19 protein-coding genes and 3 pseudogenes are annotated in these 21,976 nt (G+C 64.0%); 16 read left to right on the plus strand and 6 right to left on the minus strand.

Annotated elements, in window-relative coordinates; all coding sequences use genetic code 11:
- Positions 1 to 62: 62 nt before the first annotated feature.
- Positions 63 to 266 carry a DUF2735 domain-containing protein gene (locus tag X265_RS17345; protein ID WP_128965901.1) on the minus strand — a complete coding sequence of 68 codons (204 nt, stop codon included), beginning with the start codon at positions 264 to 266 and terminating at the stop codon, positions 63 to 65.
- Between the two features lie 534 nt (positions 267 to 800).
- Here X265_RS17345 and X265_RS17355 point away from each other — a divergent pair.
- The 6 genes from X265_RS17355 to X265_RS17380 all read left to right on the plus strand — a co-directional run bounded on the left by X265_RS17355 (position 801) and on the right by X265_RS17380 (position 5,314).
- Positions 801 to 1,835: a glutamine synthetase beta-grasp domain-containing protein gene (locus tag X265_RS17355; RefSeq protein ID WP_128965902.1), complete on the plus strand. Its 1,035-nt coding sequence runs from the start codon at positions 801 to 803 to the stop codon at positions 1,833 to 1,835.
- A 196-nt stretch (positions 1,836 to 2,031) separates the two neighbouring features.
- Positions 2,032 to 2,715: a substrate-binding domain-containing protein gene (locus tag X265_RS17360; protein WP_128965903.1), complete on the plus strand. Its 684-nt coding sequence runs from the start codon at positions 2,032 to 2,034 to the stop codon at positions 2,713 to 2,715.
- A gap of 32 nt (positions 2,716 to 2,747) precedes the next feature.
- Positions 2,748 to 3,569, plus strand: coding sequence for a tetratricopeptide repeat protein (locus X265_RS17365; RefSeq protein WP_164939015.1), 822 nt, complete (start codon positions 2,748 to 2,750; stop codon positions 3,567 to 3,569).
- Positions 3,570 to 3,656: 87 nt separating this feature from the next.
- The gene (locus X265_RS17370) at positions 3,657 to 4,124 is read left to right on the plus strand and encodes a hypothetical protein (protein ID WP_128965904.1); all 468 of its coding nucleotides are present in this window, start codon (positions 3,657 to 3,659) and stop codon (positions 4,122 to 4,124) included.
- 71 nt (positions 4,125 to 4,195) lie between these two features.
- Positions 4,196 to 4,345: a hypothetical protein gene (locus tag X265_RS17375; protein WP_007609497.1), complete on the plus strand. Its 150-nt coding sequence runs from the start codon at positions 4,196 to 4,198 to the stop codon at positions 4,343 to 4,345.
- Positions 4,346 to 4,612: 267 nt separating this feature from the next.
- Positions 4,613 to 5,314, plus strand: coding sequence for a GrlR family regulatory protein (locus X265_RS17380; RefSeq protein ID WP_128969317.1), 702 nt, complete (start codon positions 4,613 to 4,615; stop codon positions 5,312 to 5,314).
- 153 nt (positions 5,315 to 5,467) lie between these two features.
- Here X265_RS17380 and X265_RS17385 read toward each other — a convergent pair whose 3' ends face one another.
- Both X265_RS17385 and X265_RS17390 read right to left on the minus strand, forming a co-directional pair.
- Positions 5,468 to 6,433: an alpha/beta hydrolase family protein gene (locus X265_RS17385; protein ID WP_128965905.1), complete on the minus strand. Its 966-nt coding sequence runs from the start codon at positions 6,431 to 6,433 to the stop codon at positions 5,468 to 5,470.
- A gap of 156 nt (positions 6,434 to 6,589) precedes the next feature.
- A complete protein-coding gene (locus X265_RS17390; RefSeq protein WP_128965906.1) occupies positions 6,590 to 7,477 on the minus strand; it encodes a dienelactone hydrolase family protein in 888 nt (295 codons plus the stop codon).
- Between the two features lie 419 nt (positions 7,478 to 7,896).
- Here X265_RS17390 and X265_RS17395 point away from each other — a divergent pair, with 419 nt between their 5' ends.
- The 9 genes and pseudogenes from X265_RS17395 to X265_RS17435 all read left to right on the plus strand — a co-directional run bounded on the left by X265_RS17395 (position 7,897) and on the right by X265_RS17435 (position 19,007).
- Positions 7,897 to 9,672, plus strand: a complete 1,776-nt coding sequence (locus X265_RS17395) for a thiamine pyrophosphate-requiring protein (RefSeq protein WP_128965907.1) — start codon at positions 7,897 to 7,899, stop codon at positions 9,670 to 9,672.
- Positions 9,672 to 10,778 carry an enolase C-terminal domain-like protein gene (locus tag X265_RS17400; protein ID WP_128965908.1) on the plus strand — a complete coding sequence of 369 codons (1,107 nt, stop codon included), beginning with the start codon at positions 9,672 to 9,674 and terminating at the stop codon, positions 10,776 to 10,778. The genes X265_RS17395 and X265_RS17400 overlap by 1 nt, the downstream gene beginning before the upstream one ends.
- Positions 10,775 to 11,740 carry a hypothetical protein gene (locus X265_RS17405; protein WP_128965909.1) on the plus strand — a complete coding sequence of 322 codons (966 nt, stop codon included), beginning with the start codon at positions 10,775 to 10,777 and terminating at the stop codon, positions 11,738 to 11,740. Before X265_RS17400 ends, X265_RS17405 begins: the two co-directional genes overlap by 4 nt.
- Positions 11,733 to 12,383, plus strand: coding sequence for a gluconate 2-dehydrogenase subunit 3 family protein (locus X265_RS17410; protein ID WP_128965910.1), 651 nt, complete (start codon positions 11,733 to 11,735; stop codon positions 12,381 to 12,383). The genes X265_RS17405 and X265_RS17410 overlap by 8 nt, the downstream gene beginning before the upstream one ends.
- Positions 12,373 to 14,076 (plus strand): GMC family oxidoreductase, encoded by a 1,704-nt coding sequence (locus X265_RS17415; protein WP_128965911.1) that lies wholly within the window; start codon positions 12,373 to 12,375, stop codon positions 14,074 to 14,076. Before X265_RS17410 ends, X265_RS17415 begins: the two co-directional genes overlap by 11 nt.
- 5 nt (positions 14,077 to 14,081) lie before the next feature.
- Entirely contained in the window at positions 14,082 to 15,164 is a 1,083-nt protein-coding gene (locus X265_RS17420; protein WP_373291665.1) for an SDR family oxidoreductase, read from the plus strand.
- A 47-nt stretch (positions 15,165 to 15,211) separates the two neighbouring features.
- Positions 15,212 to 15,649 carry a hypothetical protein gene (locus X265_RS41410; protein ID WP_244659369.1) on the plus strand — a complete coding sequence of 146 codons (438 nt, stop codon included), beginning with the start codon at positions 15,212 to 15,214 and terminating at the stop codon, positions 15,647 to 15,649.
- Between the two features lie 258 nt (positions 15,650 to 15,907).
- Positions 15,908 to 17,311 (plus strand): annotated as a pseudogene (locus X265_RS41415) (outer membrane protein); the annotation flags it as partial.
- Between the two features lie 970 nt (positions 17,312 to 18,281).
- Positions 18,282 to 19,007, plus strand: coding sequence for an outer membrane protein (locus tag X265_RS17435; RefSeq protein WP_164938640.1), 726 nt, complete (start codon positions 18,282 to 18,284; stop codon positions 19,005 to 19,007).
- 29 nt (positions 19,008 to 19,036) lie between these two features.
- On the opposite strand, the pseudogene X265_RS17440 reads toward X265_RS17435, so the two are convergent.
- Both X265_RS17440 and X265_RS17445 read right to left on the minus strand, forming a co-directional pair.
- Positions 19,037 to 19,625 (minus strand): annotated as a pseudogene (locus X265_RS17440) (Isoquinoline 1-oxidoreductase subunit).
- A gap of 34 nt (positions 19,626 to 19,659) precedes the next feature.
- Positions 19,660 to 19,984: pseudogene (locus X265_RS17445) on the minus strand ((2Fe-2S)-binding protein); the annotation flags it as partial.
- 169 nt (positions 19,985 to 20,153) lie between these two features.
- Here X265_RS17445 and X265_RS17450 point away from each other — a divergent pair.
- Positions 20,154 to 20,516 carry a multicopper oxidase domain-containing protein gene (locus X265_RS17450; protein ID WP_308421696.1) on the plus strand — a complete coding sequence of 121 codons (363 nt, stop codon included), beginning with the start codon at positions 20,154 to 20,156 and terminating at the stop codon, positions 20,514 to 20,516.
- A 146-nt stretch (positions 20,517 to 20,662) separates the two neighbouring features.
- On the opposite strand, the gene X265_RS17455 is transcribed toward X265_RS17450, so the two are convergent.
- Positions 20,663 to 21,898, minus strand: a complete 1,236-nt coding sequence (locus X265_RS17455; protein ID WP_128965915.1) for a hypothetical protein — start codon at positions 21,896 to 21,898, stop codon at positions 20,663 to 20,665.
- Positions 21,899 to 21,976 lie beyond the last annotated feature (78 nt).

A 21,976-nucleotide genomic window follows, 5' to 3' on the forward strand; every position in this document is an offset into this window, starting at 1 on the left:
ACCCTTTTTCAAACTTCCGGCGGGCCCTTGCAAAAGCGCGGCGGCCTTAAACCGGACTGGCATCAGCGATCCCATTTCGGCTTTGCTTCGTCGACCGCATCCTGATGGTACCAGCTATCGCTGCAGATCGAGGCATTCGCAGGGAGCGAAGCATGATCGGCAGCGAGGCGGGTCTCACCGTAGCGACGTCCGCCGAGAGCCGCGCGGCCGCCGACGGGGAATTGGTAGATCGTTGCCGATCCTTGACTTAGACCATTGTACATCATTGCGATTGCTCCTTGGTCGAAGCGCCTTGGCCTCCATGGTGCGCCCGACTCGTTCGGATGTGGTTACTGGAGTCCCCATATCGGTCGGGCCTGCCGGATTGGAAAGTGCTGAAAAGGAAATCAGTTTCCGCCTATTTTTTGGGCAGGAGGCCTTCTGCATCCCTTTGGGCACGCCGCCGATGACCAACGTCTCGGCCATTCCAAAGGTTGCTAGGCAGGGGCGGGGTGCTTTGCGAAAGTTGCCGGACGTTGCTGCGCGTTTCATCGGCAACCTCCGGGAGGAGCCTGCCTGCTCCGGAATCAGGCGATTTCCGCGGGATTTTGCGGTGCAGCCTCACGGGAAGGTGCGCGGCTATGACGCATGTCCTTTTGGAGGTTTCCTTGGCTGCCGGCCGGACCCGGCGGCGGTGGAAAACCTCCCGCACTGCGGCTTTTTGGCACGCAAAATGCTTATAAAGCGCCGGCCGATGATGGCCGGGTACAAACGTGCGGGGCTCTCAACCCCACCTTTCGCATCATCTACAGAGAGGCTCAATGACCAAGTATAAGCTCGAGTACATCTGGCTCGACGGATATACGCCGACTCCGAATTTGCGCGGCAAAACTCAGATCAAGGAATTCGCGTCGTTCCCGACGCTCGAGCAGCTTCCGCTCTGGGGCTTCGATGGCTCCTCCACGCAGCAGGCCGAAGGCCACAGCTCGGATTGCGTGCTGAAGCCGGTTGCTGTGTTCCCGGACGGCGCCCGCACCAACGGCGTGCTCGTGATGTGCGAAGTCATGATGCCCGATGGCAAGACCCCGCATCCATCCAACAAGCGCGCCACCATCCTCGACGATGCCGGCGCCTGGTTCGGCTTCGAGCAGGAATACTTCTTCTACAAGGACGGCCGTCCGCTCGGCTTCCCCGAGTATGGCTATCCGGCGCCGCAGGGCCCGTACTACACCGGCGTCGGCTACAAGTTCGTCGGCGACGTCGCCCGCAAGATCGTCGAAGAGCATCTCGACCTGTGCCTCGCTGCCGGCATCAACCATGAAGGCATCAACGCGGAAGTCGCGAAGGGCCAGTGGGAATTCCAGATCTTCGGCAAGGGCTCCAAGACCGCTGCCGATCAGATGTGGATGGCCCGCTATCTGATGCTGCGCCTCACCGAGAAGTACGGCATCGACATCGAGTTCCACTGCAAGCCGCTCGGCGACACCGACTGGAACGGCTCGGGCATGCACGCCAACTTCTCCACCGAGTACATGCGCAACGTTGGTGGCAAGGAGTACTTCGAGGCGCTGATGGCCGCCTTCGACAAGAACCTGATGGACCACATCGCCGTCTACGGCCCGGACAATGACAAGCGTCTGACCGGCAAGCACGAGACCGCGCCGTGGAACAAGTTCAGCTACGGCGTGGCTGATCGTGGTGCCTCGATCCGCGTTCCGCACTCCTTCGTCAACAACGGCTACAAGGGTTATCTGGAAGACCGCCGTCCGAACTCGCAGGGCGACCCATACCAGATCGCTTCGCAGATCCTGAAGACGATCGCGTCCGTGCCGACCGACAAGAAGGCCGCGGCCTAAGATCCTCCCGGCCCGGGCTGGGGGCTGGCCCGGGTTGGCTTTCAAATCCGCCGGAGCTGCAAGGCTCCGGCGGATTTTTGCATCTGGATGGCAGCGGCCGTGCCGGAAGCAACCGTGCTGGCCGGCAAGCGCAACCCGCGCTTGACCGCCACGCTCAAACTGATGCATCGCGACTGATCGCAAGGGGACATCGCCCATGGAAAAAGTTCGCATGCTCTCGACGCTCGGTCTGTTGGGCGCGATGCGCAGCCTGTCCGCCGCCTTCGAGGCCGCAACAGGCATTCACGTCGAAGCCGACTTCGCGCCAACTCTGGCTCTGCTCAAGCGGCTGCGCGCCGGCGAGGCCGCCGATCTCGTGATCCTCACGCGCGAGGGGCTCGATGAGGTGATCGGCGAGGGTCGCGTGATCGCGGACAGCGCAGCGGACCTCGCGCGCTCCTATGTCGGACTTGCCGTGCGGAAAGGCGCACCGCTTCCCGACATCGCAACTCAGGCTGCGCTGCGCCAGACGCTGCTTGCGGCGCGATCGGTCGCCTATTCGCGGCTCGGTGCGAGCGGGGTGTACTTCGCCCAGCTGATCGTGCGGATGGGCGTTGCTGATGAGATCAACACCAAGGCCACCATCGTCGAGCAAGGCTTTACCGCGGAGCGGCTCGTCAGCGGCGAGGCCGACCTCGCCGTGCAGCAGATCAGCGAGCTGAAGCAGGTTGATGGCATCGAGGTGATCGGCCCGGTGCCGCACGACTTGCAGACAGCGGCCGTGTTCTCCGCGGGTCGCATGGCGAATGCGAAGCAGGCCGACGCCGCCGACCGGCTGTTGCGCTATCTGGCGTCGCCGGAAGTCGTGCCCGTGCTGCGGCAATCGGGACTCGAGCCTTGAAATCGCCGGGACGCGGACGCAACGTGATGTCCATGCGGACTTTCCTCTGTGCCATCTTCCTCGCGCTCACCTTGCCGGTTGCCGCGCATGCGCAATCGGCCGATCTCGTCCTGTGCGACCGTGTTGCCGCGGACCCGAGCGATCCCGACAAGCCGGCCGACGTGAAGGGCGTGCCTGACATCGCAGCCTCCGACATCGCGACCGCGATCAAATTCTGCAGGCAGGCGGCATCATCCTCGCGCCGCGCGATGTTCGCGCTCGGCCGCGCCTATGCGGCCAACCGGCAGACGGCGGAGGCGATCGCGGCCTGGCGCAAGGCGGCGGACAAGGGCTCGAGTGCGGCGATGGTCGAGCTCGGCGTCGCCTACGGCACCGGCTCAGGCGTCGCCCAGGACGAGGCGCAGGCGCGCAAATTGTTCGAGAAGGCGGCGCAGGCGGGCAATCCTCGTGGCGTCTCCAACCTTGCGGCAATCGGCAGTGCCGGCGGCGGTGCGCCCGCCGATCCCGCGCAGGCGCGCGCGCTGCTCGGCAAGGCCGCCGAGACCAACGCGGAAGCGCAGTACCAGCTCGGCCTGATGCTTTCCAATGGCAATGGCGGCGAGAAGGACGACGTTGCGGCGCGCGCGCTGTTCGAGAAGGCGGCCGCGCAAAACCATCCCGGCGCGCTGGAGCGGATGGGCGCCTTCGCGGAAGAAGGCCGCGGCGGCCCGAAGGACAAGGACGCAGCCAAGGCCTATTACGAGCGCGCTGCTGCGCTCGGCGACGAGGACGCCAAGAAGGCGCTGGAACGGCTGCGCTGCCCCTACGCGATCAAGGACAAGCAGGGCAAGCTCGTCACTACGCTGTGTTTCTAGCGCACCTGCGAGACCGGGCTTGATCGAGCGCAAGGTGGCTCGGCCCGGCCGGCCTAGATTGCGTCTCCATTGGAATGGAGACGTGCGATGACACTGCGGCATTGGATGATCGTGTTGGCCGGCCTGGGAGCAGCCACGGCGGTGGCGGCGCAGGATCTCAAATCGCCCTCGGCGGACCAGTACGTGCCCCGGCTCGGCGACATCATGACCGCCGCGCAGACGCGCCATCAGAAGCTGTCTCTAGCCGGCAAGGCGCAGAACTGGGAGCTCGCCGCCTACGAGCTGCGCCAGCTCAAGGCGAGCCTGGTCGAGGCCGCCTTGCTCTATTCGGGCATCCCCATCAGCAACGTCACGACGTTGGAGCCATCGCTGCAAGCGACGTCCGACGCGATCACGGCGAAGGACGGCCGCAGATTCACGAAAGCCGTGGGTGATCTGACCGAGGGCTGCAATTCATGCCACCGCTCGATGGGACGCAGCTTCGTCGTGATGAAGGTTCCCTCCGATCCGCAGCCTTTCGCCAATCAGCAGTTCGCGCCGCAGGCCAAGCCTTGACCGCCAAGCCCTGACGGAACGCGCCGCGTGGGAAGCGGGTTGACCTGCAAGGCACGACAGGAGGCGCAACCATGATCCGCAAGCTCGCATCCGGCGAATACCGGCTCTATTCGCGCAAGGTGAATCCCAAGACCGGCAAGCGCCGCAATCTCGGCACGTTCAAGAGCCGCGCGGCGGCCGAGAAGCACGAGCGCGAGGTACAGTACTTCAAGCGGCATTAATGTCTGGCGCATGTCGGCCAAGCCGACACGCCGAAAACAACCCCATGCACAGTAGCCAAGTGGTTGAAATTCAAAGCGGCGAGGGCGGCCGGCCCGCTACTGCGGATTTTGCGAAATTGACTTGACCCGTCGGGCAAAACAGGTGCATGCTGACATGATGGCACCATCGGCTCCGTAAGCGCCTCTGCGCGGATAAGCCGGATGGTCTTGATCCCGCGACGGTGCTATGTGGCCTGCGATTCTTTTTGAATTTGCGGGTTCATGACTTTGCTCGACGGACTCTACAGAGTTGAATACGGCATCAACGGCGCGTTCGGCCGCAGCATCATGTGCCTGCACGACGGCAAGATGCTCGGCGGCAATTCCGCCTTCGCGCATCTCGGCACCTATCGCGTCACGAACGGCGCCATCGAAGCCGAGGTCATCACCGAGCGCCACAATGACGATCCCAACTATCGGCCGTTGATGGGGGCCGACGTCACCTCGATCAAGGTGCGCGGCCGCACCGAGGGATCGACCATCCTGCTGGAGGGCAGGGCAGATGCGATGCCCGACCGCGTGTTCTGGGCCAATCTCGCGCCGCTCGACGAGGCGTTGCCGCCGCGCGGCGCGATCGGACAGGGCAGCATCGCTAACGGGCTCTATGCGATGCAGCTGCGCGCGCTCGACGGCGTCGAGGCCTCACTCTCCGGCGTGATGCTGTTGATCGACGGCCGCATCCTCGGTGGCGATGCGTTCTTCTACTATCTCGGCGCCTATTCCTCGGCGGACGGTCGCTGGAAGGGCGAGATGCTCAACCAGGAGCACACGCCGGCGAGGGGCGACAATCCCGTGTTCGGCGGCATCGAGGTGGGGATCGGCTTCTCCGGCACCTGCACGGAAGACAGCGGCGAGCTCGAAGGCATCGCGCTCGCCGGCAAGCGCAGCCTGCGGCTGGCGGCATCGCTGAAGCTGATGCGGCGGGCGTAGGGGCGGCGGGCTATGAGTTTGTTGTGCAATCGACCGCCTTGGTCAAAATCGGCGGTGGACGTGCAGCCTGCCGTTTGTCTGGTCTACCGCAAAGAGCAGAGGCGACGACAATCAGGCTCAAGGGCAGCAACGGGCAAGAAGGCGTGGTAGCCGTCAGTTGCCTTCAGTCAAATGCTCATGGAAGAATCGCGCAACGCTCCCGTTGAATTCGCGATGAAACGCCAACCTATCGAATTCGGCGGGCTTGTCGGTGCAGATGCGAGGCAGCACGGCTTTGAGCTCCGGCGAGCATGGTGCTACGAACGCAAAGTGACCGGCAGGCACGCTGTGAACCTCCGGCTTTCCCGGTAGCGCACGGGCGACCCGGGCCGTGCCTTCCGGGTCGATGATCCCGATTCCGATCTCCGCTCTCCAGAACTGCACCGGAATCCTGATCGCGGCCAGATTGGATTGCGTGAAGAAACCTGGTATCGGATCGGCGATCACAGCGGCGCGAATGCGCGCATCCTGCGCCACGGCGGGAATGTCGCCGCTTCTGAGTTGCTCGCACAATTTCGACGCATCGGTGCAACCGCGCGCATACCGGCCAAAGTCCGGTGCTGCCCCGATCAGCGCCAGTCCAGTGTACCCGCCCTTGGAGAATCCGAACAGTCCGATCTTCGCGGGATCGATGACGGCTCCATCTTTCCATTCTTGCAGCACAAAATCGAGTAGACGGACCATGTCTGTCGGACGCGACAAGAAGGAGGATAGATCGTCTTTTCTTGAGGAATCGTTCGCGTTGTCGCCTGGATGATTGATTGCCGCGACGACAAATCCGGCATCGGCTAATGCTGCTGCCGTGTCATGATGTCCACCGAACCAGCCGACATAACCGTGGGAGACGATGACCAGCGGCAGTTTCGTCCCGGTGACGGGGCAATCCTTCACACCGACGAGGCCATAGTCGACGCCCACTCCAAGCTCGCCGAGCTCCACGTCTTTCGGTTTGCCCTCGCATGGATACCAGATCGCGCCGGTCAAGTTGGGGCCATAGTTGATAAGCTGAATACCAGCGGCATTGACGGGAGAAGCCAAGCAAAAAAGCACGGCAATTGCAGACCAAAACGCCTTGCGCACGTAAGTCTTCCAAGCGTTGACGGAGGGAACAAGCGGAGAGACGCAGGCTAAATTATGTCGGCTTCGGGTCTTGGTTGTGCAAACGAAATAGGAGGCGCCTTGGCCGCGGTCGCCGGTCGATGTCCTCGCCGCAATCCACGGGCTGTTGCTCTCCGATCAGTTCTTCGCCTTCCTGGCCTCGTTCAACATATCGATGATCGCCTTGATCGTGCCTTCCGCAGCCGCGGCATTGTACCCGATGTGGTAGCCATGGAAGACGTGAATCGGCTCGTGATCTTCGAAGCTGTGGCTGGCGCCTTTCCACAGCACCGACGTCACGGGGATCGAGCGTTTGCTCTCGGCCATCTGGCCGCAGAGAACAGGACTGGTGGCCTCGTCCTTCTCCGCCAGGAAGAGATGAACCGGAGCGTAGAACTCGACGTTCTTCATCAAGTAGCAGGACGGCTGCATCGCGAAGCCGCCCGCGAACATGTGCTCGTGCAGGTCGCCGATCGCACGGTTCATGATCATCAAGGTCGTGGTCGTTCCGTTGCTGCGGCCGAGGACGTAGACCTGCTTGGGATCGGCGATCTTCTGGGCGATGAGCCAATCCAGCGCCGAATAGGCATCATCGGCGCGGCGTCGCGCCCAGGTCAGTTGGCTGGGATCGGCGCAGACCCCGTCGGGTCCCAAGCCGCGGCTGCCGAAGCTGTCGAGCAGCAGCACTCCATAGCCGGCGCCGACCAATCGGCCGCCGTAGTCGCGCCCCCACGCCTTCTCGACCCGGCCGAACCCGTCGCAGCCGTGCAGCATGATCACGAAGGGGATCAAACCTTTGGCGCCTTGCGGCCGCATCAAGTCGGCCTGCAGCTCGCCCTCGGCCTTGACCTTGCGCTTCTCCTCGACGGTGCCGTCCATGAAGTTCTTCGACCAGCCGTCGATGTAGTCGTTGCCGGGAATCCAGGGAGAGGATTGCGCCGGGGTATGCCAGGGTATCTTGACCACCTCGGCCTGTGCAGACGAGAACGACAAAACAGCGACGAGTGAGAAGATGATCATCCTCATTGAAAAATTGCGCCCCTTGCTTCCCTGATTCCAATCGACAGCATATCCGAGTTAGGGGCGCTGGCATGGCTCGCTCGCACCGGAGTGCTGCTCAAACGGTTGATCCTGCGGTGCTCTCGCGGCAGTGAAGGGGCAGGGCGCTTCTCGTATTCGACCTTTCTCCGATCCGGTTCATAGGAACATTCGCGCGCCTGCGCGGTAGGCGTCTCGCGAAGCTTCACGATGTTCCGCTTCGCCGAGGTTTCCAATCGATCCCGTCGCGCCGCGCAGGGAGAAGGTGCCGCACGTCCGTATCTTCGGCCGTCAATCGCGCCAGCTCTCAACCTAAACATTCATTAATCCTGCAACGTTCGACGTTCTTTCCTGTTGGATTCCGTACCAGCCGCACAACGTCACGAATGACATACGGGACGCTTCCGATGAATGTTAGCGAATATGTTTGGCATCGCCTGTCCGAATGGGGTTTGAAGCGCGTCTATGGTTATCCCGGCGACGGTGTCGGCGGCCTCGATGTCGCTCTCGAAAAAGCCAAGGACAGAATGGAGTACGTGCAGGTTCGCCACGAGGAGATGGCAGCCTTCATGGCCTCGGCCCATGCGAAGTTCACCGGCGAAGTCGGCCTTTGCTATGCCACCTCCGGTCCCGGTGCGATCCACCTCCTCAACGGGCTCTATGACGCGAAGATGGACCACGTTCCCGTAGTCGCGCTCGTCGGTCAGCAGGCACGAAGCGCGATCGGGGCAAGCTACCAGCAGGAGGTCGATCTCCAGACCTTGTTCCAGGGCGTGACCGAATATGTCGCGATGGCGAGTGTGCCCGAGCAGGTCCGTCATCTGATCGACCGGGCGGTTCGCATCGCACACACCAAGCGGGCCGTGACCTGCGTGATCCTGCCGAACGATCTGCAGGAACTCGATTACAAGGATCCGCCGCTCGCGCATGGCGCCACCCACACCGGCGTCGGCTATGCCGGACCGGCGAAGCTGCCGGATCAGGCCGCACTCCGCGCCGCCGCGGATGTCCTCAACGCGGGCAGCAAGGTTGCCATGCTCGTCGGTGCCGGTGCACTGGATGCAACGGATGAGGTGATCGAAGTTGCCCAGCGCCTGCAGGCCGGGGTCGCCAAGGCGCTGCTGGGCAAAGCGGCGGTGCCGGACGATTTGCCGTTCGTGACCGGTTCGATCGGCCTATTGGGAACGCGGCCAAGCTGGGACCTGATGAAGAACTGCGACACGTTTCTGATGGTGGGCTCCGCCTTTCCTTACAGCGAGTTCCTGCCAAAGCCGGGGGCCGCGCGCGGCGTCCAGATCGACATCGACGGCAGCCGCCTCAGCCTGCGCTATCCGATGGAAGTGAACATGGTCGGCGATAGCGCCACGACACTGCGCGCGCTGTTGCCGCTGCTCACGCAAAAGAAGGACTCATCCTGGCGGCGCGACATCGAGAAGGGCATGGCCGATTGGTGGGAGACGCTGAAGGAACGGGCGATGAATTCCGCCGAGCCGCTCAATCCGCAGCGGGTGTTCTGGGAGCTGTCGCCGCGTCTGCCCGACAACGCCATCGTCACCGCCGATTCCGGCTCGGTGGCGAACTGGTACGCGCGGGACCTCAAAATGAGGCGCGGCATGAAGGCGTCGCTGTCCGGCGGGCTTGCCTCGCTCGGCGCGGGCACGCCTTACGCGCTTGCGGGGAAGATGGCTTATCCCGATCGCACCGTGATCGCCTGCATGGGCGACGGCGCGATGCAGATGAACGGGCTCAACGTCATGATCACCATCTCCAAGTATTGGAAGCGGTGGTCGAATCCGCGGCTGGTCGTGCTGGTGCTCAACAATCGCGACCTCAACCAGGTGACGTGGGAGGAGCGCATCCAGCTCGGCGCGGGCAAGACCTTATCGACCCAAAGTATTCCTGATTTCCCCTATCACCGCTACGCCGAGCTGCTTGGCCTGAAGGGCATCTTCGTCGACAATCCCGACCGGGTCGGCGCGGCATGGGAAGAGGCGCTCGCGGCGGACCGGCCTGTCATCCTCGAGGCCTATACCGATCCCAACGTGCCGCCGCTGCCGCCGCACATCACTCTGAAGGAGGCCAAGAATTTCGTCAGCATGATCCCGTCCGAGCCGGAGCTGGGCAGCGTGCTCAAGAACAGCGCCAAGGAATTGCTGACGAGCGTTCTACCCGGGAAAGACTGATGCGGTGCGAGGTCCCAATCCGCAGCGTGCGCGCCGAGGCGTACACGGTGCCGACCGATCGCCCCGAGGCGGACGGCACAATCGCCTGGAATTCGACGACGATGGTGCTCGTCGAGGTCGAAGGTGGAGGCCGGGTCGGGCTGGGCTACACCTATGCGAGCGCCTGCCTCGTCGGGCTGATCCGGGACAAGCTCGCCGCGGTGATCAAGGGCAGAGACGCCATGGCGCCCCAGGCCTGTTTCGAGGCGATGCAGCGGGCCGTCCGCAATCTCGGACGTGAGGGCCTTGCGGCGACGGCGATCTCCGCCGTCGACACCGCCCTGCATGATCTCAAGGCGCGTCTGCTCGATTTGCCGCTCGTCGTCGTTCTCGGCGCGCGCCGGACCTCCATCCCGATTTACGGCAGCGGCGGCTTCACCACCTATTCGGATGCAGAGCTGGAGCAACAGCTCGGCGGCTGGGTCGCGCAGCAGGGCTGCGCCTATGTCAAGATGAAGATCGGCTCCGAGCCCGAGCGGGATCCTCATCGCGTCGCAGTGGCCAAGCGCGCAATCGGCGGTGCGGCCCTGTTCGTCGATGCCAACGGCGCCTGCAACGCCAGGCAAGCGATCCGGCTCGCCCATGTGTTCGCCGAGCAGGACGTCAGCTGGTTCGAGGAGCCGGTGTCGTCAGACAATCTACCTGGGCTCGCCATGGTGAGGCAGCATGCCCCTGATGGGATGGACGTGGCCGCGGGCGAATACGCCTATACGCTCGATTACGTGCGCGGCATGCTCGAGAGCGGTGCCACGGATGTGCAGCAGGCGGACGCGACGCGGTGCGGTGGCTTCACCGGCTTTCTGCAGATTGCGGCGCTGTGCGAGGCCTTTCACGTCGACCTCTCCGGGCATTGTGCGCCGGCGCTACATCTCGCCATCGCCTGCGCGGCGCCCCGCATGCGCCATCTCGAATGGTTTCACGACCATGTCCGCATCGAGCGCATGTTCTTCGACGGCGCGCCGCAGCCGCGCGAGGGGCGGATCGCGCCCGATCTGTCGGCGCCGGGACACGGGCTGGTCTTCAAACGGAGCGATGCCGCCGCTTACGCCGTGTCGGAGGCCGCATGACCAGGCCCGCCGAACGCGATCTGATTGCCTTGGCCGGGATCGCAGCATCGGGCCTGGCCCTGGTCTCAGTACTTTCGAACGTCCGGCGCGCGCGCCCCTCGCGATCGCGCCTTGCCGCGCCGATACGCAATCGCTCCGGCCAGACGGAAACGGTGACGACCGCGCGACGGCTCAACAGGGCCGCGGGAACGCTTGCGGCCTCGGTGCTCGCCGATTCCGGCGTCGAGCACTACCGCGGCTCGTTCAAGAACAAGGCCATGTACACTCCGCTGCTGGTTTCGGCGCTCACGCTGGCAACGAGCCTGCACGGCACCGCCGACATGCGTCCGCTGGCGCACAAGGCGCGCGATGCGACCTACCTGCTTGCGGCCGCCACCGGCCTCGTCGGCTCCGGATTCCATCTCTACAACGTCGGCAAGCGCGTCGGCGGCTTCAGCTGGCAGAACGTGTTTTACGGCGCGCCGATCGGCGCCCCCATGGCGATCCTGCTGTCCGGCTTGCTCGGCTTCTGTTCGGAACGGGTGCGCGAAGCGCACCGAACGCGCCCGCGCATTTTCGGTCTGCCGGCGGGACGCATGATCGCCGCGGTCACCGGTGCGGGCCTGCTCGGCACCACCGGCGAGGCCGGCCTGCTGCATTTCCGGGGCGCCTACCACAACCCGTTCATGCTTCTGCCGGTCACGCTGTCGCCTGTCGGCGCGGCGCTGCTGATGTCGGCGGCCGGAGGTGGTCCGGGCAGGGCGCATCGGTTCACCCGCTGGTGGATGCGCCTGCTGACCGTGATGGGCTTTGCCGGCGTCGGTTTCCACGCTTACGGCGTGTCGCGAAACATGGGGGGCTGGCGCAACTGGAGCCAGAACATTCTGAACGGACCGCCGATCCCTGCGCCGCCGAGCTTTGCCGGCCTCGCGCTGGCGGGTCTGGCTGCACTTGGTCTCATGAAGGCGCATCCCAATGCATGAACGAAGCGACCGCTACCCCGGATATGACGTGCTCGCCAAATGGTCGGGTCCGTCCTGGAACGACAAGACGCGCGAGGTCATCACGCGGCGGCTGTCGATCGCGCCCGAGCCGCGCTTCTTCACCGCGGACGAATACGAGACCGTCGTGGCGATCGCGGACCGTATCGTTCCGCAACCGGCCGACCGTCCGCCCGTGCCGATCGCCGCGCTGGTCGATCGCAAGCTGGACGACCAGATCATGGACGGGTTTCGCAGGCCCGGTGTGCCCAGGGACGGCGAGGCGTGGCGTCTCGGCCTGAAGGCGCTGAACGCCGAGGCCGCCGCAGCGTACGGCAAACGTTTTGCCGAATTGCCGGAAGCTTTGCAGGACAAGCTGCTGCGCGCCGCGCAGTCAGGTGAATTGGCATCAGGCGAATGGGGCGGCTTGCGCTGCGAGGTTTTCTTCAGGCATCGCCTGGGACGCGACATCGTGCTTGCCTATTACGCACACCCGACCGCCTGGAGCGAGATCGGCTGGGGCGGGCCCGCAAGCCCGCGCGGCTATGTGCGCCTTGGTCTTGACGAGCGCGATCCCTGGGAAGCCGCCGAGGCGACAGACGGCGGTGACGCGACAGCTTTCCGGAGCAATCGCCGTGTCCGATGATCCGCTGCATATGCCGCGCGCGTGCGATGGTCGGGCTCCCGACGTTTTCCGTCCGGGCGGCTGGGTGCCCATGCGGCAATATCGCGAGAGCGAGCCGGTCGATTTCGCCATCGTCGGAACGGGCGCGGGCGGCGGCACGCTCGCCTGCAAGCTCGCCGAACACGGTTTCTCCGTCGTCGCCTTCGACGCGGGCCCTTATTTCAGGCCGCTGGAGGATTTTGCCTCCGATGAATCCGAGCAGACCAAGCTCTATTGGACCGATGACCGCATCGTTGACGGCGACAATCCGCTCCAGCTCGGTAGCAACAACAGCGGCAAGGCGGTGGGCGGCTCGACGGTGCACTTTGCGATGGTCTCGCTGCGCTTCCGGCCCGAATGGTTCAAGTCGCGTAGCGTGCTCGGCTACGGCGCCGACTGGCCGCTCGACTGGCGCGAGATGTGGGACTACTACGCCGAAGTCGAGCAGGCGCTGAAAATAGCAGGTCCGGTGACCTATCCCTGGGGGCCGCGGCGTCCGCGCTACCCGTATCGTGCCCACCCGCTGAACGGCGCGGCGCGGGCGCTGGCGAAAGGCTGCGAGGCGCTGGGCATCAAATGGACCGAGACGCCGCTGGCGACGCTGTCCGCGCCGCGCGGACTGGCCCATCCTTGCGTCTATCGCGGCTTCTGCGTCACCGGCTGTTCGACCAATGCCAAGCAGAGCGCGCTCGTCACATGGATCCCGCGCGCGATCGCGGCGGGTGCGGAAATCCGCGATCTTGCGATGGTCGGGCGCGTCGAGGTCGAGCCCTCAGGCCTGGTGTCCGGCGTACACTATCACCGGGACGGTAGCTGGCGTTTTCAGCGCGCGCGCAACGTGGTCGTTGCAGGCTATGCGATCGAGACACCACGGCTCCTGCTCAACTCCGCGACAGCCCGCTTTCCCGACGGTCTTGCCAACAGCTCGGGCCTGGTCGGAAAGAACCTGATGGCGCAGTCCAATCAGGCGGTTTGGGGACGGTTGGAGCAGGAGGTCCGTTCCTACAAGGGGCCGCCCTCGCTCGCCATCACCGAGCACTGGAACTACGAAGACAAGGGCAAGGATTTCTTCGGCGGCTATTCCTACATGAGCCAGGGACCGTTGCCGCAGCTGTGGGCCAACACGCTGTTCAGCGCGCGCGGTCTGTGGGGGGAGAGCCTCGTCGAGGCCATGAAAGACTACAATCACGTGGTCGGCCTCAAGATCGTCGGCGAGATGCTGCCGCAGGAATCCAACCGGGTGACCCTGTCCGATGAGGTCGACCAGTACGGATTGCGGATTCCCCGGATCACCTATTCCTGGTGCGACAACGACAAGCGTCTGATCGATCACTCCCTCAAGTTCATGCGGCGTGCGCTGGAGGCGGTGGACGCAAGCGATATCTGGATCCAGGACGACGACACCTGTCATCTCAACGGAACCGCGCGCATGGGCAGCGATGCCCGCAGCAGCGTCGTCGATGCCGACTGCCGCAGCTGGGACATTCCGAACCTGTGGATCTGCGACGGCTCGGTCTTCCCGACGGTTGGAGGCGCCAATCCGTCGCTGACGATCCAGGCGATCGCGTGCCGGACCGCGGACCGCATTCGCGCTTTGGCAAGCCGAGGCGAACTCGAGGCCGGTTCATCACGGCCATCCATTCAGCGGCGATCAATCGAGGTGCAGAGATCATGAGCGTGGTGCCAATTCATTCAGGCGGGGTTGTCGTCATCACTGGAGCTTCGGCGGGCGTCGGGCGCGCCACCGCGCATCGCTTCGCCCGCGACGGCTGGCGTATCGGTCTGATCGCGCGCGACGCCGAGGCGCTGGAGGAGACCCGTCGCGAGGTCGAGCAGCTGGGTGGAACGGGGCTGGTGTTACCGGCCGATGTAGCCGATGCGGAGGCCATGTTCGCCGCGGCGGACCGCGTAATCAGAGACTTCGGCACGATCGATGTCTGGATCAACGATGCCATGGTCACGGTATTCTCGCCGGTGTGGAAAATGAGTGCCGAGGAGTTTCGCCGCGTGACCGAGGTGACCTATCTCGGCTTCGTGCACGGCACCATGGCGGCGCTGCGTCATATGCGTCCGGCCGATCGCGGCCACATCATCCAGATCGGGTCCGCGCTAGCCTATCGCGGCATCCCGCTGCAATCGGCTTATTGCGGCGCCAAGCATGCCATTCGCGGCTTCACCGATTCTCTGCGCACCGAGCTGATCCACGACAGGAGCCGCATCCATCTTACCATGATGGAGCTGCCGGCGGTCAACACGCCGCAATTCGATTGGGCCCGGACCCACATGCCGCGGCAACCGCGTCCGGTCGCCCCGGTGGTGCAGCCCGAGGTGATCGCGAATGCAGTGTATCAGGCTGTCCGCCGTCCCTGCCGCGAATCCTGGATCGGACTGAGTACGCTCAAGGTCATCCTGGGCAATGCCGTGCTTCCGGCCTGGCTCGATCACTATCTGGCCAAAGCGGCGTTCGCGGCGCAGGAGACGGCGGAGCCGGTGGGAGAAGAACGCGCCGACAATCTGATGAGCTCCGTGCGATCTCTGCATCGCACGCGCGGGCGTTTCGGCGCGGAGGCGGACGATCACGCCCTCGTCGTCGATGGACCCATGGCTCGTATCGTGCCGCTGGCCGTCGGCGCTCTCGCCGCTTTCGCAGCCGGCCTTCTGGTCGGCACACGGACCGGCGCATTTGCACACACGCGCCCCGTGCGGAGCCGAGCAGATCGCGCTAGAAAATTCCTAGGAACGATCGGCGCGGCACGACGATAACGCGTATCTCTCAACCCAGGAGAACGCTCATGAAACCAACTCTCGCCATGGCAACATTGCTGGCATTTCTCGGCTCGCCGGTGCTTGCGCAAACGTCCGCTCCCGTCAACAGCTCGCAGATGGACGCAGCATCGAGCAAGAACGACCAGGGCAGCCCGGCCGACGCTTCCCCGAGCGGCGGCCAAACGCAGGATACAGATGCAATCCAGAAAATCCGCCATGATCTGGAGAAGGCCGGCTTCACCGACGTGAAGGTGGTCGCCCGTTCGTTCGTCGTGCAGGCCAAATCGAGCGACGGCAATCCCGTGCTCATGACAATCGGTCCGCACGGGATGTCCGTGTTTGAAGCGATGAGCGGAGCAGGGAGCAATTCAGGGACGGTCGGCACGGGCTCAGGTTCGGCGGGATCCGAATCCAATCCATCCGCCTCTCCTCGTCAGAATAGCGGGGCTTCGGGCAATCAGCAGAGCGGATCTCAACAATAGCAAGGGGCGCGGGCCGGAGAGGAGAGTCGAGTGCCGCCGGCGCCGGGTGGTTGGTCCGGCAACGGCGGCCTCGCGAATCCGGCCGCGACGTATGTAAACCTGCGTTGATCTCGCAAGCGCTGCGCAAACTTGAACTTCCGCGATCGCAGGCTACTACTTCAGAGGGGGAACGACAGATTCCGCAAAGATGCAACGCCAGGCGACTCTCGCAGGCATCTTGCGGAAAACACGTCGGTCAGGTTGCGCTTCGCGGCTGCCATGGTCTGTCCCCGCCGCGGGGAATTTGGGGTTGGTCAATTGAAACGTCGAGCTCTTTACGCGACCGTCTCGCTGGTTGCGCTTGCATCGGGCATCTCCGCCGCACGTGCCGCTAATCTGTCGGTTAATCCGCCGTCGCCGCCGATCGCTTCCTGGACCGGCTGGTACGTGGGAACGCACCTTGGCAGTGGTTGGGGCTACGATGGCTGGCGCAGCGGTAGCGGCGCGCTGGCGCCCCTCACGCCGTTCTTCGGCGAAGCTTCGAGCGGCGGCACCATCGCTGGCGCCCAGATCGGCTATAACAAACAATTCGGCCGTTGGGTGCTCGGCGCCGAGGCGGACGCGAGCTTTGCGGATCTGCAGGGTATCGCCGAATGCGCGAATGGCCTGTGGCTGTGCCGGACCCGCACCAATGCGCTCGGCACCGCGACGGCGCGGCTTGGTTTGACGGTCGACCAGTTCCTGCTCTACGGCAAGGGCGGTCTTGGCTGGGCGCACGAGCAGTTCGCGATGTTGCCTTACCCGTCGTTCGGAATCCCGAACCAGTTTTCCGGGGATGCGATGCGCCTTGGCTGGACCGCCGGTCTCGGGCTCGAATATGCCTTCTCGCCCGCGCTGTCTGCCAAGGTCGAGTACGACTGGCTCGACTTCGGCAACAAGACCACGCGGATGACCGACCAGTTCGGCAATCAGTCCGATGTCGTGGTGGGGAGCCACGCGCAGCTCGTCAAACTTGGGCTGAACTATCATCTCGGCAACGGCCTTCCCGCGTTTGCAACCGGGGCCGGCCCAGCGTTCATGTCCGCGCCGGCGCCATCAGGCAATCGCAACTGGACCGGCTTCTATGTCGGCGTCCATGGCGGTGGCGGCTGGGGGCGCACCGACTGGAAGCAGGCCGATGGCGTGTTCAACACCTTCGCCGACAGCATCTTTGCCGGCAGTGGGGAAGCGGGCGGGATGATGGTCGGCGGCCAGGCCGGCTATGCCTGGCAATTCGGCCGCTGGGTGACGGGCATCGAGGGCGAAGCCAGCTGGGCTGATGTCGACAGCAACGCCAAATGCGCCGTGAGCGAGGTGGGGCCCACGAGCTTCAACTGCCACACCCGCATCGACGCGCTCGGTGTGCTGACCGGACGTCTCGGCACGACCTATGGCAATCTGCTCATCTACGGCAAAGCAGGCGCAGCCTGGGCCCACGAGACCCACGACGCCGTCAATCCGCAGGCTGCCTTTGGCGCTCTTCCGACCAACCGTTTCACGGCGGACGACACCCGCTGGGGCTACACGATCGGCACCGGCCTCGAATACGCCTTCTCGCCCGCCTGGTCGGCCAAGGTTGAATACGATTACGCGAACTTCGGCAGCAAGACCGTCGCCTTCACGGACCAGTTCGGCAACGTTTCGAATGTCGGGCTTTGGCAGGACCTGCACAGTGTGAAGATGGGCGTGAACTACAAGCTCGGCGCCGATCCGGCAGCCGCAGCCTACGCGTCGGCCGTGCCGTCGAAAGCGTATGTCAAGGCGCCGGAGCCCTTCGCCGACTGGAGCATCGAGGCGGGCGCGCGTGCATTCGTGAGCAGTGGCCGCAAGGCTCAGGATCTCGGCGCCATCCCAGGTCAGGACAATATCGTCTCGCGCCTCAGCTATCGCGGCATGACCGGCTATGCGGCCGAACTGTTCGCGCGGCTCGATCACCGCGACGGCATCTTCGTCAAAGGCAATCTCGGGCTCGGCGACTTCGCCGGCGGCACGATGAACGACGAGGATTTCGTGCCCGGCGTGACACCGTATTCGAACACGCGTCACCAACAACGAGACGGCCGTCTCCGCTATGGAGCGCTCGATGTCGGATATGACGTCATCAAGGGGCCGGCCGGAGAGCTCGGCCCCTATGTGGGCTATCGCTCGTTCTACGAAAGCGGCCCGACATTCGGCTGTGTCCAGGTCGCGAACGGCGGCATCTGCGCGCCGCCGACCACGCAGGACACGTCGCTGTTGGCTCTCAGCGAAACCGAGACATGGCGCGGCGTTGCAATCGGCTTGAATACGCGCGTTCCACTGAGCGATCGCTGGAAGCTCGAGCTCGATGCCGCCTATCTGCCCTATGTCAATTTCCAGGGGCATGACCAGCACTGGAACAGGCCCGATATCAACCCGGGCCCGGAGCACGGCGACGGCTGGGGCACAGATCGAGGCGATCGTCTCCTACGCGATGACCGATCGCTGGAATGTCGGTGTGGGCGGCCGTTACGTGTATCTCGCCACCAACAACGCCTACACGCAGTTTCCGGCCGTCTCGCCCAACCAGCTCGAGAAGTTTTATACCGAGCGTTGGGGTGGATTTGTGCAGACCTCGTATCGCTTCGGAGGGGACATGCGCGCGCAAGCGTCGGCCGCGTCGTCTCCGGCGGCACCGCGGGACTGGACCGGCGTTTATATCGGCGGGCATCTCGGCGCCGGTGCCGGGACCAGCGACTTTGCCGATCCGTATCCGTCGTTCGGCTTCGGCGATCGGGTGCGCACGGCCGGCGCGGTCGCCGGTGCGCAGATCGGCGTCAACTACCAGCGCGGGCACGCGGTCGTCGGGCTTGAAGCCGCCGGCTCATGGTCGCGGGTCGAAGGCACCTTCACGTGTTTCACCGGCTTCCCCGATCCCTTCGCCGCAGGAATGAACTGCGGCTCGACGTTGGACCGGCTCGCAACGTTCACCGGCCGCCTTGGCTACGCAGCCGACAGCACGCTCTATTACGTCAAGGCCGGCGCCGCCGTGGGCCACACCAACGTCATGCTCAATGCCGACCCGGTGCTCAATGCGATGGGGCTCGGCAACACCGGCGGGGTCCTCAACAGCAGCACGACTGCATGGGGCTGGACTGCGGGGGCAGGCATCGAGCACGCGCTGGATGCGCACTGGTCGGTCGTAGGCGATTACAAATATGTCGACCTCGGCAGCACCCCGGCCAGCTTCGCCAACGCGCCGGACCCGCTCGCCGCGGTTCAGTCGGAAACGATCAAGCAGCGCTATCACGTGATGACGCTCGGCGTGAACTACAAGCTCGACTGGACTCAGTTCGCTGGGCGAGGCGCGACAGCACATTAGGACCGCGGAGGGCGCGGCGCGTTCGCGCCTCACGGCGCAGGGCAGGCCGCTCCCGTCTTCACCCACGCTTCGACGAGCGCACCGGCCTGCGCTTGCGTGCCCGGGACGGGCGAGCGGCCGAAGCCGGGTTTCCAGGCCCAGCCGACCAGTGTGTCCTTGCCGATGTGATCGATGAGATATTCCACCTTGCGGCCGCCATTGCGCGCGGGGTCGCGGATCTGCTCGCAGATCTCGCCGATCGTCTTGCCTTCCCAGGCCATCTCGCGCGGGGCGAGATGCCATTCGGGATGGCCGGGAATGCGGCCGGGCTCGAAATTGGCCTTCTGGTGGCAGGAGTGGCAGCGCATCGCTTCAAGGCCATGGCCATCAGTGCCGCGCGTCACCGGCGGCTGATGCAGGCGGGGATTGTCGCCCTGGCGCGGGCTGTCGCAGGCCGGATGGCAGTTGGTGCGGCGCGGATGCGTCAGCACCTTGCCCAGCTCGGTGAATCGCGGCCGAGCGCTTCTCGGTGTCGGTGATGTCGGCAAAGCTCTCGGGCGAGGCAAGGCCGTGGCTCGTCGTGTCGGAGGCGGCGTAGCCGGCGCAAAGGCTGCTCGTCAGCGCTGCCATCACGGCCATGATCTGACGCGCGCGGTGATCATGACTGGCGCACTCATTTGGCGGCGACCAGATAGCGGCTGGAATCGGCCAGGATTACGTCGCGCACCGCGTCGTGGTACTTGATGTAGCCGGTGCAGCGGCAGAGATGGCCGTCGAGCGCATCGGCGATGGTCTGCTCCAGCGCTTCGCGGGTCACAGGGCTGCGCGCGAGGCGTTCGAGCAGCACCTGGCCTTCGCCAAGCCGGCAGTGCAATAGCCGCACTGGAAGGCGAAGTGATCGATAAAGGCCTGTTGCAGGCCGAGAGCTGGCCTTCCTTGGCATGGCCTTCGACGGTGCGGATCGAATTGCCGTCGAAATTGACGGCCGGTGCGGTGCAGACGCGGAAGCGGAAGCAGCTCCTGATCGCACCCGGCCAGCGCGCGGACATCCTGGTGAAGGCGGACGCGCCCGGAACTTATGCCTTCAACGCTGCGCCCTACGACCAGGGCCACCCGTCACCGGTCGGGCCGCTGGCGCGGGTCGTGGTGTCAGGCGCGCCGATGGAGATGAAGCTGCCGGCGCCGCCGCCCGCGAGCATCAAGGACAGCGAGATCACGGGGCGGCGCAAGGTGGTGCTGTCGGCGACTGCGCCGGACGCCGATGTGGAGGAGTGGACCATCGTCAATACGCATGAGCATGACGACCACGTATTCCACATCCAAACCAACCCTTTCGAGGTGGTCTCGGTCAACGGCAAGGCGCTGGCGACCCCGGAATGGCGGGATTCCGTCATCGTCGAGCGCAAGGGCGGCGAGCTCGTGTTCCGCTCGCGCTTCCTCGATTTCACTGGAATCTTCATGCTCCACTGCCACATGATGAACCATGAGGAGATGGGCATGATGCAGACGGTCGAGGTCTACAGGGGCTGACCAAATCAGCATCGCCGTGGAGGTGCAAAGCCGGGTGTCGCGATCAGCCGAGTGACTGCGACACCGGCGTTCTTCGAAGCATCTGGAGCGTCAACGCGATCCGAGGCTTACCGATCAGGAAATACCACGACCCATGCGTCCATGGACTATGGGGTAACGCGTATCGTGGGGGTAGCATTGAGATCGGAAGCGGAAATATTCGTCGCGAGAACCGCGCGCAGCAAAGTGAAGATCTGCTTTGTATTTTCAGCCCCCTCCATCGGTACGCAATAGTTTGCGCCGTGATACCAGGCTTCGGCGAAGCAGCTCGCTCCGGATCCCGAGATGATCGTCAAGACCTGGGCTCTTCCCGCATCATCATTGCCGCGCTCACGTCCCTTCAGCGCCACCCGATACTGAGATTCGCTCGCGACGATACGTCCGAGATACTGAAAGATCGCGAAGGGAGAGCGCATTCGCAGCTCCACCCCCTTCAGATTTCCGGGACCCATGATCGAGAAATGAGCAGCCTCAAGGGAAGCTTGGCTTCCGCAGACCCTCAATCCCGGAATGAATTTCTTGTGCGCATATTCCCGGAACCAGGCTGGATCGTAGCAAGTGACGACTTTCGAGATGGTCTTGGGTTCTGTCGTGCTGTCCTTGGTCCACTTGGGATTCGGCACGGCAATCGTTTCGGTGCGAAGGCCATACTTGACGGCGAGATCGATCAGGAATCTGAACTTCTCAAAACGGCAATCGTTTTCGTGAAGCCCGTACCAAATCGCGATGTCACTGTATTGCGTCGATCTACCGCGACCGCTGTTGGCTGGCATGCACATCGCGCTGTTGTGCTCCACCTCGCTTTGCGAACTGTGCCAGTCGTTGTCTTCCGGATCGTTGCGGTATTCATACACCGCTCCATCCATGCCGGTTGTTCGGATCGAGGCAATCAGGACGTAGAACACCAACTCGCGACTGAGACCTTGACTGAACCAGGTGTTGGTTTGAGTGGCGTCCATTCCCCTAAGCAGACCGGTGTAGAAGTCTTTCGTCTCAAGCACATTGAGGTCGAACGAGCCGCTGATCTGTCCATTGATGTTGTTTGGACCGAACTGGCTCGCTGGGTGCGTAACGTTGGCGACGTAAGTAAATTGACTTGCCTGAGATGTGAGCCCGAGCTGTCCCGACCCCGTATACTTGGCGATGGCGACGAAGTTCAGCGGTTCGGATTGTGACGCCCTCAGGATGTTCAGAAGTATGGTGTTGTTCAGGACCGCATCGGCCCCCTCGTTGACGGAGTACGTCCTCGGCGATAGGGCGTTGTCGACAAGGCCGCAGCCGCTGACCATGGTTAGGACGGCGAGGGCCGCGATGGCCCGCAATGAGCTAAGGTTGCAAAACATTCTTTCCCCCCTAGACGAAAATTGTCCGAGGGTAGTACGTTGACATGATTAGCGCTATGGTTGATTGCGCCGGAGCGC

The organism is Bradyrhizobium guangdongense, from assembly GCF_004114975.1.
Taxonomy (GTDB): Bacteria; Pseudomonadota; Alphaproteobacteria; order Rhizobiales; family Xanthobacteraceae; genus Bradyrhizobium; species Bradyrhizobium guangdongense.

What these genes read in the sequence shown, in the direction of transcription:
- X265_RS17345 (WP_128965901.1), bottom strand. Translation starts at nt 266, where the DNA reads ATGATGTACAATGGTCTAAGTCAAGGATCGGCAACGATCTACCAATTC.
- X265_RS17355 (WP_128965902.1), top strand. Translation starts at nt 801, where the DNA reads ATGACCAAGTATAAGCTCGAGTACATCTGGCTCGACGGATATACGCCG.
- X265_RS17360 (WP_128965903.1), top strand. Translation starts at nt 2,032, where the DNA reads ATGGAAAAAGTTCGCATGCTCTCGACGCTCGGTCTGTTGGGCGCGATG.
- X265_RS17365 (WP_164939015.1), top strand. Translation starts at nt 2,748, where the DNA reads ATGCGGACTTTCCTCTGTGCCATCTTCCTCGCGCTCACCTTGCCGGTT.
- X265_RS17370 (WP_128965904.1), top strand. Translation starts at nt 3,657, where the DNA reads ATGACACTGCGGCATTGGATGATCGTGTTGGCCGGCCTGGGAGCAGCC.
- X265_RS17375 (WP_007609497.1), top strand. Translation starts at nt 4,196, where the DNA reads ATGATCCGCAAGCTCGCATCCGGCGAATACCGGCTCTATTCGCGCAAG.
- X265_RS17390 (WP_128965906.1), bottom strand. Translation starts at nt 7,477, where the DNA reads ATGAGGATGATCATCTTCTCACTCGTCGCTGTTTTGTCGTTCTCGTCT.
- X265_RS17395 (WP_128965907.1), top strand. Translation starts at nt 7,897, where the DNA reads ATGAATGTTAGCGAATATGTTTGGCATCGCCTGTCCGAATGGGGTTTG.
- X265_RS17400 (WP_128965908.1), top strand. Translation starts at nt 9,672, where the DNA reads ATGCGGTGCGAGGTCCCAATCCGCAGCGTGCGCGCCGAGGCGTACACG.
- X265_RS17405 (WP_128965909.1), top strand. Translation starts at nt 10,775, where the DNA reads ATGACCAGGCCCGCCGAACGCGATCTGATTGCCTTGGCCGGGATCGCA.
- X265_RS17410 (WP_128965910.1), top strand. Translation starts at nt 11,733, where the DNA reads ATGCATGAACGAAGCGACCGCTACCCCGGATATGACGTGCTCGCCAAA.
- X265_RS41410 (WP_244659369.1), top strand. Translation starts at nt 15,212, where the DNA reads ATGGCAACATTGCTGGCATTTCTCGGCTCGCCGGTGCTTGCGCAAACG.
- X265_RS17435 (WP_164938640.1), top strand. Translation starts at nt 18,282, where the DNA reads ATGCGCGCGCAAGCGTCGGCCGCGTCGTCTCCGGCGGCACCGCGGGAC.
- X265_RS17450 (WP_308421696.1), top strand. Translation starts at nt 20,154, where the DNA reads ATGAAGCTGCCGGCGCCGCCGCCCGCGAGCATCAAGGACAGCGAGATC.
- X265_RS17455 (WP_128965915.1), bottom strand. Translation starts at nt 21,898, where the DNA reads ATGTTTTGCAACCTTAGCTCATTGCGGGCCATCGCGGCCCTCGCCGTC.